Source organism: Candidatus Angelobacter sp. (assembly GCA_035607015.1).
Classification (GTDB): domain Bacteria; phylum Verrucomicrobiota; class Verrucomicrobiia; order Limisphaerales; family AV2; genus AV2.
Map to the genome: position 1 here is coordinate 1 of DATNDF010000453.1, position 7,833 is coordinate 7,833.

The following is a 7,833-nucleotide window of genomic DNA, read 5'->3' on the forward strand; positions in this document are numbered from 1 at the left end:
GGCGTCTCCGGCAGCTTCAACACGCGATCGCCCAGAACTTTCTCGGTCTGCTTCCTTCGAAATTCCTCGTAGGCCTGGCGATGCTGCGGATGTTTCGCGCCCAGGATGGACACCGCCAGCAACGCCGCGTTGATCGCGCCGGGCTTGCCGATGGCCAGCGTTCCCACCGGAACGCCCCCCGGCATCTGCACAATGGACAGCAATGAATCGAGTCCTTTCAACGACGCCGATTCCATCGGCACACCCAGCACCGGCAGCGGCGTCTTTGCCGCGCATACGCCCGGCAGATGCGCCGCCCCGCCCGCCGCGGCGATGATCACCTCCAGCCCGCGCGGAATGGCGGTGGAAAGATATTCAAACAGCGCGTCGGGCGCGCGGTGCGCGGAAATCGCCTGCGCTTCCCACGGCACCTTCAGCGCCTCCAGTTGCGACGCGCAGTGCTGCATCACGTCCCAGTCCGATTTGCTCCCCATGAGGATGCCGACCAATGTTTTTGTTTTTTCGGTTGCCATGATTCGTGCGGATGTTCTACACGAGCCGGGCCGAGGCCGTCGAGTCGTCACTTTGATTCGTTCCCCGGCCAAGGATCGGCGCGCGGATGAATTGCGGAAAGGAATCCGTCACTCGGCGGCTTTGTCCAGCGCGTCCAATACAATCGAGGGCGTCAGGTATCCGTCCGGTAAAACGATGGGCGGCTTGCTGGCGTCCCTGGGATAAACGAGCACCAACGGCACCGCGTCGCGCTTGAAGCGGTGCAATTCCTCCGCGATCGCAGGATCTTCCTTGGAAAAGTCGGCCACCAGCGTCACGGCGTTCATCGCGCCAAGTTTTTTCCGAACGGGCGCGATGTTGATGCTGGTGCGCATGTTTACCTGGCAGGTTGCGCACCAGTCGGCGGTGAAATCGATGAGCACCGGCCGGCCTTCGGCCCGCGCGCTGGCCACGGCCTTATGACTCCACGGTTTCCAGTCGAGTTCCGGCGCGCGCCCGAGCGCCAGCGCGGTAACCACGCCCGTCACCAGGAAGCTCGCCGCGATGCCCGGCCAGCGACGGCCCCGGCCCCGCTGCACAAACTCGCCCCAGATCCACGCCGACATCGCCAGCGCCACCAGAAACACGCCGAACCAGAACACGCCACTTTTCGTGAAATGATTCAACGTCAGTTTGAACAGCCAGACCACCGTCGCCAGCATCGGAAAACCCATCGCGATTTTGAACTTCTCCATCCAGACACCCGGCTTGGGCAGAAATTTCAACCAGCGCGGCTGCCAGCTCAGAACCACGAAGGGTGCGGCCAGCCCGACACCGACCATCAGCAGCACCAGAACGATCGTGGCCGGCGGTTGCGTGAACGCGAAACCGAGCGCCACGCCAAGGAAGGGAGCCGTGCACGGAGTGGCGAGCGCCGTGGCCAACACGCCGTTGAAAAATGCCCCTGCCGCGCCCTTCTTCGACGCCAATTGGCCCGCGGCGTCCATGGTCCGTCCGCTCAACGTCACCTCGAAAACGCCGAACAGATTCAGCGCGACCAGCAGGACGAGAATCGTCATGGCGATGAGAAAATTCACGTTTTGAAACTGCATGCCCCAACTCGCCTGTTTCGCGCCGATCGCCAGCCCGGCCAGCACCAGAAACGAGGTCAGCACGCCAAGTCCATAGACCAACCCCAGCCGGCGCACGCGTCCCGGCGCCTCCCTGCTCTGTTGGACGAATCCGAGAATCTTCAACGCGATGACCGGCAGCACGCACGGCATCACGTTCAATATCAGTCCGCCGATGAAGGCGAACAGCAACATGAGCCCCAGTGGTTTTGATTCCGCCGATGGAAGATCATTTCCTGGCGCTGTCTCCGCGGTCGTGGGACCCTTCGGGGCAATGATCGGCACGTTGATTTCGGTCGCGGATTTCTGATCTGCCGCCGCGGCCACCACAATTCCCTCGAGCTTCGCCGGCCAGTCTCCTTCCAGTTTTTTGACCAGTTTGCGGAATCGAACTCTGCCGTCGCTCCCCGGCAATTTGTCCGTGGCGGCCTGCACCTCGAACGCTTTGCCCGGATACGGAAAGAAATCTTCCGCCGCCTTCGCCGCCACCTCCAGAATCAAAGGGCGGGTGTCCCCTCCGGCCTCCTTCTCCCACCACGCGCCGGCCGCCGTATTCGCATCGGCGCGCGGCAATTTTGTCTTCCAGGCATCCAACAGGAAGACCTCCGCTGACGGATTAGATTTCGCGCCGACGTCAAGCGTCGCTTTGACCTCGGCCCTGCCCGGCAGGCAAACGCGCTCACACTCCAGCCACGACACCCGCGCTTTCAATTCCCTGGTCCCGGAGGCCACGTCGCCCGCGAGCGTCAGCGGCACGAGCAGCATCACCTCGCCGTTGTAAACGTAAGTGGTCAGCCCTTCGACGGTCAGTTTTTCCGGGACCGGCCATTGGATTTCACCGGCCTTGATACCCTCGGGAAGCTCCCATTCAATCTTCGTCGGCGCGCCGGAGTCGCCGGCATTTTTCCAGTAGGTGTGCCAGTCCGGGGGCGTCTTCAGCAGCACGCCGGCCGTGACGGTTTCACCCGGACGCGCTGATTGCGCCGACAAAACCAGGCGCACCTGGGTTTTTGCGGCCGCCTGGATGGACACGACCGCCAGAGCCAGAACAACCGGGAAGGCGAGCCTGTGCACGAGTCGCATATCATATAGATGCACAATGTGGAGCCTTATTGCAATTGCCCGGGCGTCGGCGTGGTCGCCGGTGTGACGGCTGGCGGGCGCGCGGCGGTTATTTCATGCGCCAGCGGATGGTGTAACGCCAGTTATCCTCCGGCTTGTAAGACTGTGAGCCGCGCTCACTGGCTGCGAACTCGCCCGTGCTCCGGTTGTCAGGCTCGTCACCGCACGCGTCCTCGTCGATGTCGTCCAGTTGCAGCTTGAAGGTGCACTTCTCGCCCGCGCTCACCTTTGCCAGTTCCAGCGCCACCGGAATCGTCACCTGCTTCTTGTCGTATTCCTTGCCGTCCACGTGATGGCGGTGGCTGGTTCCATCGGGTGTCGTCACCTCCAGACAGAGGAACCACGTCGCGCCCTGCGGCACGTCCGCCATCTCGATCTCGTCGATGACCAGCGTTTGTGCGGCCGGAGCCTTGACGCGCTGATAAACATCCAACGCTGGTTTCTGCTGGCGATCCTTGTCGAAGTTCACGGCCAGGATCCACGCATCGCCGGTGAGCGCGTACACGGATTGGAATTCGTCGTCGATGTCGTTCAGATCGGAACCCGGCGCTCCACCCTTGATGTGAAAAAACCGCGCGGTTTTGAACGACCCCAGCTGGTCCAGTTTGAATTCTCCCCGGGCGACGAACGCCACTTGATCGTCTTCGCCGATGATCTGAAAGCTGAATTTGTTGTCCGGTTTCAACTCGACGGTTTGCGTGTACTTCTGGCCCTCGTCGTTGACCTTTTTGGCCGACCATTTGCCTGCCAGCGCGGCGGCATCGTCGGCGGCCAGGGTGGCAGCGCAGATCAACCCTGCCGCGAAGGTGAACTGAAGAAGCGATGGTTTCATGTCTGTCCTTTGGTTGGGGTGCGGGTGTGCGCGAGTGTTCTCCCTCGTCGGACAAATACGCAAGGGAATTGTCGCCGGGTCGGGGCAGACGCCGGCTCAACGAATGAGCAGTGCGAGCCGAAGCCGGGAGGAATCCTCCCCGGGCCTGATGGCGGCACGCATTCCCACAACACCCTCCGCCTTCCTCGCCGGTGATTGGACGCCGTGGCCTTACAACCCAGCCCAGTCCAGCACTTCGGGCAGCTCTTTGCCATCGGAACGGCCTCGCCATTTTCCCGTCTTGTCCAGATATCCGAGACAGTCGAAGCAGAGACATCGCACGAACACAAGCCGGCCGGGCGGCGGCAATCGCGGATCCGTCCTTTCCGCCCCGGTTTTTCTCTCATCAGGGGTCAAACTCACGGGAGAAAGATGCAGACGAAACCGGAAACGCGCTCACCGTATTTTGTCGTTTGCTTCGCGATAATTATTCTTCAGTCCTCGTGGCAGGCAAGGCGTCCTTTCTTCGCCGGCGCGCATGAAACCGCGGGCGGTTCACGGTAACGGCGCTTATGAATGCGGCTTCGCCGTCCACCGTCCTCCGCCTTCTGCATTGGCCATTCACCTTTCTCCCGTCCCTCAACCGCCGCCGCACAGCCATGACATCGCTCTTGCTGGTTTGCGGGCAATCCGTTAATCCAACGACAATGAAACGGACCCGTTGCCGATTATTGACCGGGCTGAGAAGGAACCTCCTGCCTGCCCTGATTGTCGTATCGTTAATGGCGTCTTTCGGCTTGATCAGATCGGAAGATTCCCATCCCAAGGTGGCGGGGATTACCAATTTCGCCCGGGTCAACGATCATCTCTATCGGGGTGCCCAGCCCAATGCTGATGGCATCAAGTCGCTCGCCCGGTTGGGGGTCAAAACAATCATCAATCTGCGGATGACCAACGATGTCTGGTCGGCGGAGGAAGCCGAAGCGCGGGCCGCGGGCATCACTTACACCAACGTGCCCATGTCCGGAATTGGCCAGCCGACCGACGAACAGGTTTTGAAGGTGCTTTCGAGTATCGAGACTGCCGCCGACCCGGTCTTCGTTCACTGCCAGCATGGTGCCGATCGCACCGGCACCATCGTCGCCTGTTACCGGATTCGTCATGACAAATGGACGAGCAAACAGGCATTGCAGGAGGCCAGGGAACACGGAATGTCACCGCTGGAAATCGGGATGAAGCGTTACGTGGCTGACTTTGCAAAGTCCCACAAAACCGACTGAACACGGCCGCCGGTTCTCGATTTCAAAGCCGCCCAGCGGCCGCCTCCGCCGTTACCTCACCCGTTCATGTCTGGCTTCTCCTGAAGTGGACCGCTGTGCGCGCCGTCAAAAAAGCCAGCGGAGACCGATGCAAAACAGGCCGCAACTCAGTGTTCCGAGGCCAAGGACAACGGCGCCCAGAAGGCGTTTTTGCGGAAACTCCCACCACATATACAGACTGCTTAGGACCATGAAGATCACGCCGGCGGCAACGGCATCCATCGAATAGGCCCACAAAGTAGTCAGCGCCCAGTCACGGCTTTGGCGGGCATCATCCATCTGAACGCCCGTGAACGTGTGGAGCACTTTGATCACTCCCCACAGGTTCACCACACTGTGCCGCACGGCGACGCGATGCCGCGCCAGATCGGCTTTGAGAAAGAAGAAATGGCCCGGGCGCCTGGCCTGAAATTCAAACAGATCGGCGTTCGTCCTGGTTGTCGTCCAGAGAATCTCGCCTTCAATTCCGAGTTGCCTCAGAATCTCTCGCGCCTGCGCGAGATCACCCTTCACCTCCGGCCCGAGAGGAGCAATCTCGCGCTCATAATTCATGTCTTTGCGGTTGCTCCAGGATTCATGAAAGCTCCAGGTCGGATGGTTCAGGAGCAGGCCGCTGAAGGCAAACAGCCACAGGAAAAAGAGCAGAAACAATCCAGCGTAGAAATGCAGCTTGCGATTCCAGCGCTCGAATCCCGCTCGAAATCGGGCGGCTCTCGGCGATTTGCCGGTTGGTTCAGTGGCTGAGGGCATACGCCATTCCGAAAAACGATAACGCCCCCGCGAAAAGCAGGATCAATCCGACCTTGCGTTCCGCGCGCAGCATGTACCAGAGATAAACGCCGCTGACCGAGATAAACAGGATCAGGTAAACCGTTGTGTCGGCCATCCAACGCCACGCTTTCATGTAAAACCAGTTCATCCGAATGCCCGGCCCGTGTTGACCCGGAGATTTATGGAGCGTCACCAGGGCATCGGCCAGCCCGGTCTCACGGGTCACGATGGTTGCCTCACGGCTGGCGAGGCTGATGGTCACGATCGTTTCGCGTCCGGGGATCGTTACGGGAATGATCAGCTTCTCCTCCTTGACCATGTGCCGGACGAATCCGACCTCGCCCGGGACACCCGCCTTTTCAAGAGCTGGTTTAAGCGCATCGATCAGTGGACGGCCCGAAAGCGTCGGCAACTCTGCGGGAAGGGGAAGGTCCGATACCGCCCGTGTGTTGGAAGATTCTGGAGCGAACTTCGGCAGCCAGGTGTGGACCAGGAAAAACACGCTGATGGCAAACACGAGCACGAACGGGCTGCTGAACAGCCCGAGGTACAGATGGAGATCGCGTATGAGCCGGTAAATTCGTCCTCTCATTCAGCGGAAGCCCTTTGAGAATTTGAAAACCGGTCGTCGCCGCGGAAGCATCTCGACTGAGAACCGGGTCGCTCGGCCATGCCCCATCACGATCTACCCGACGATTCTTGTCAAGAATCGCTTCCCACACCTCCGCCCTCCGCCCTGCCCTCCGTCTTCTGTCGTCTGCCTGCGCCGCCTTCATCCATTCGGCCAAACTCCCTCTTGTCGTTCTGTTCTGAACGTGTATTCTCGGATGGTTCAAGATGACCCCGGAGGAAAAGGCCCGTGAGGAAATCGACGCGAACACCGCGACGCGTCGAAGTTCACTTTGGTTTCGCCACGAAGCGCCTTGGAAGTTATGCACGAATTGTGGGATGCTACGACCAGTTAAGTGCGGATTCTGGCAGAATGATTTCGTGATTTAATGCCTGACTATAATCCAATCCTAAACAATCCCTACGAACAACCGGAATGGCATTACGCCACGAACCCACAGGGTGAACTGGATTATTCGCGTCCGGTCAAGGGACGCCGCGTCTTCAGGCCGGAAGTCCAAACGATTCCCGTTCGTCAGGGCCCGCAAGGCGAGTTGATGGGGTTTAACGAAGTGGCCGCGACCGAGCATGGCAATCATGTCGTCAATCTGCTCCGCCGCGAGGTGGGCGTATGGAGGCAGGCTAAATATCCGCAGACGACGCGCATCACACGTGAGTTGCTTTATTTTTGGTTCCTCAATCCTGGACGCGATTCCACACAATCCCTCTTCTTCGCCCAGCGCGAAGCGATTGAGACCGCGATTTGGCTCAACGAAGTCGCCGAGAAATCGAACGTCGGCCAGCACATTCTTCGACAGCTTGAAGAAGCACGGAAAGTTTCCGCTTCGCCGGAAAACAATCTTCCACGCATTGCATTCAAGATGGCGACGGGTTCGGGCAAGACCGTCGTCATGGGTGCGCTCATCGCTTACCATTATTTCAATCGTGCTGAGTATCGGAACGATGTCCGCTTCGCCGACAACTTTCTCCTGATTGCGCCGGGCATCACGATTCGCGACCGACTCGGCGTGTTGCGCGTGGATACACGTTTGGGAGTGGACGCGGAAGATTACTACCATGTTCGCTACCTCGTGCCTGAAACATGGCGCAAGGAAATGCCGGAGTTGAACAAACGGCTTGTCATCACCAACTATCACGCGTTCGAACCGAAAACACTCCAAGGCAACAAACGTTCTCCAATGGACGGCAAGTTTCAGGCGGACGGAACAAAGCAAGAGGCCGTCGAAGATCATTCACAAGTCATAGGTCGTTTGCTCGGTAGTTTCCGTCCCGGTTCCCGCCTGCTCGTCATAAATGACGAGGCGCATCATTGTTATCTGCCACGCGAAGACGATCAGAAGGCAGAGGGCGAGGACGCTGCCGAAGAAAATCGCCGCGCATCCGTTTGGTTCAATGGACTGGTGCGCGTGGCACAGCGATTCAAAGTCCGTAGCATCTACGACCCGCCAACCTTCCCGGCGTAGCAACGCCGCCATGCGCCGATACCCGTAGCGCGGATGTTCCGCTGACAGCTCCAGGAGCCTTTTGCTTAACTGCTCTTGCGCAGGTGTTGGCGGCCGCCCGCGATAGTTAAACGTCG

Annotated in this window: 7 protein-coding genes; 2 read left to right on the forward strand and 5 right to left on the reverse strand. The window is 59.6% G+C overall.

All coding sequences use genetic code 11. The annotated features are described in order from the left end of the window. The 3 genes from purE to VN887_18225 all read right to left on the reverse strand — a co-directional run. Nucleotides 1-512 (reverse strand): 5-(carboxyamino)imidazole ribonucleotide mutase (gene purE / locus VN887_18215; GenBank protein HXT41950.1); only part of this gene is annotated, 512 nt, incomplete at its 3' end. 108 nt (nucleotides 513-620) lie between these two features. Next, nucleotides 621-2,684 (reverse strand): protein-disulfide reductase DsbD domain-containing protein, encoded by a 2,064-nt coding sequence (locus VN887_18220; GenBank protein ID HXT41951.1) that lies wholly within the window; start codon nucleotides 2,682-2,684, stop codon nucleotides 621-623. Between the two features lie 88 nt (nucleotides 2,685-2,772). Then, nucleotides 2,773-3,555, reverse strand: a complete 783-nt coding sequence (locus tag VN887_18225; protein HXT41952.1) for a hypothetical protein — start codon at nucleotides 3,553-3,555, stop codon at nucleotides 2,773-2,775. A 686-nt stretch (nucleotides 3,556-4,241) separates the two neighbouring features. Here VN887_18225 and VN887_18230 point away from each other — a divergent pair. After that, complete coding sequence (locus tag VN887_18230; protein ID HXT41953.1) at nucleotides 4,242-4,814, forward strand: sulfur transferase domain-containing protein; 573 nt, start codon at nucleotides 4,242-4,244, stop codon at nucleotides 4,812-4,814. 105 nt (nucleotides 4,815-4,919) lie between these two features. Here the strand turns inward: VN887_18230 and VN887_18235 are convergent, their stop codons facing one another. Both VN887_18235 and VN887_18240 read right to left on the reverse strand, forming a co-directional pair. After that, nucleotides 4,920-5,603, reverse strand: a complete 684-nt coding sequence (locus VN887_18235; protein HXT41954.1) for a hypothetical protein — start codon at nucleotides 5,601-5,603, stop codon at nucleotides 4,920-4,922. After that, nucleotides 5,587-6,216 (reverse strand): PepSY-associated TM helix domain-containing protein, encoded by a 630-nt coding sequence (locus VN887_18240; GenBank protein HXT41955.1) that lies wholly within the window; start codon nucleotides 6,214-6,216, stop codon nucleotides 5,587-5,589. Before VN887_18240 ends, VN887_18235 begins: the two co-directional genes overlap by 17 nt. 406 nt (nucleotides 6,217-6,622) lie before the next feature. Here VN887_18240 and VN887_18245 point away from each other — a divergent pair, with 406 nt between their 5' ends. Next, on the forward strand, nucleotides 6,623-7,717 hold the full coding sequence (locus VN887_18245; GenBank protein ID HXT41956.1) for a DEAD/DEAH box helicase family protein: 1,095 nt from the start codon (nucleotides 6,623-6,625) through the stop codon (nucleotides 7,715-7,717). The last annotated feature ends 116 nt before the right edge of the window (nucleotides 7,718-7,833 follow it).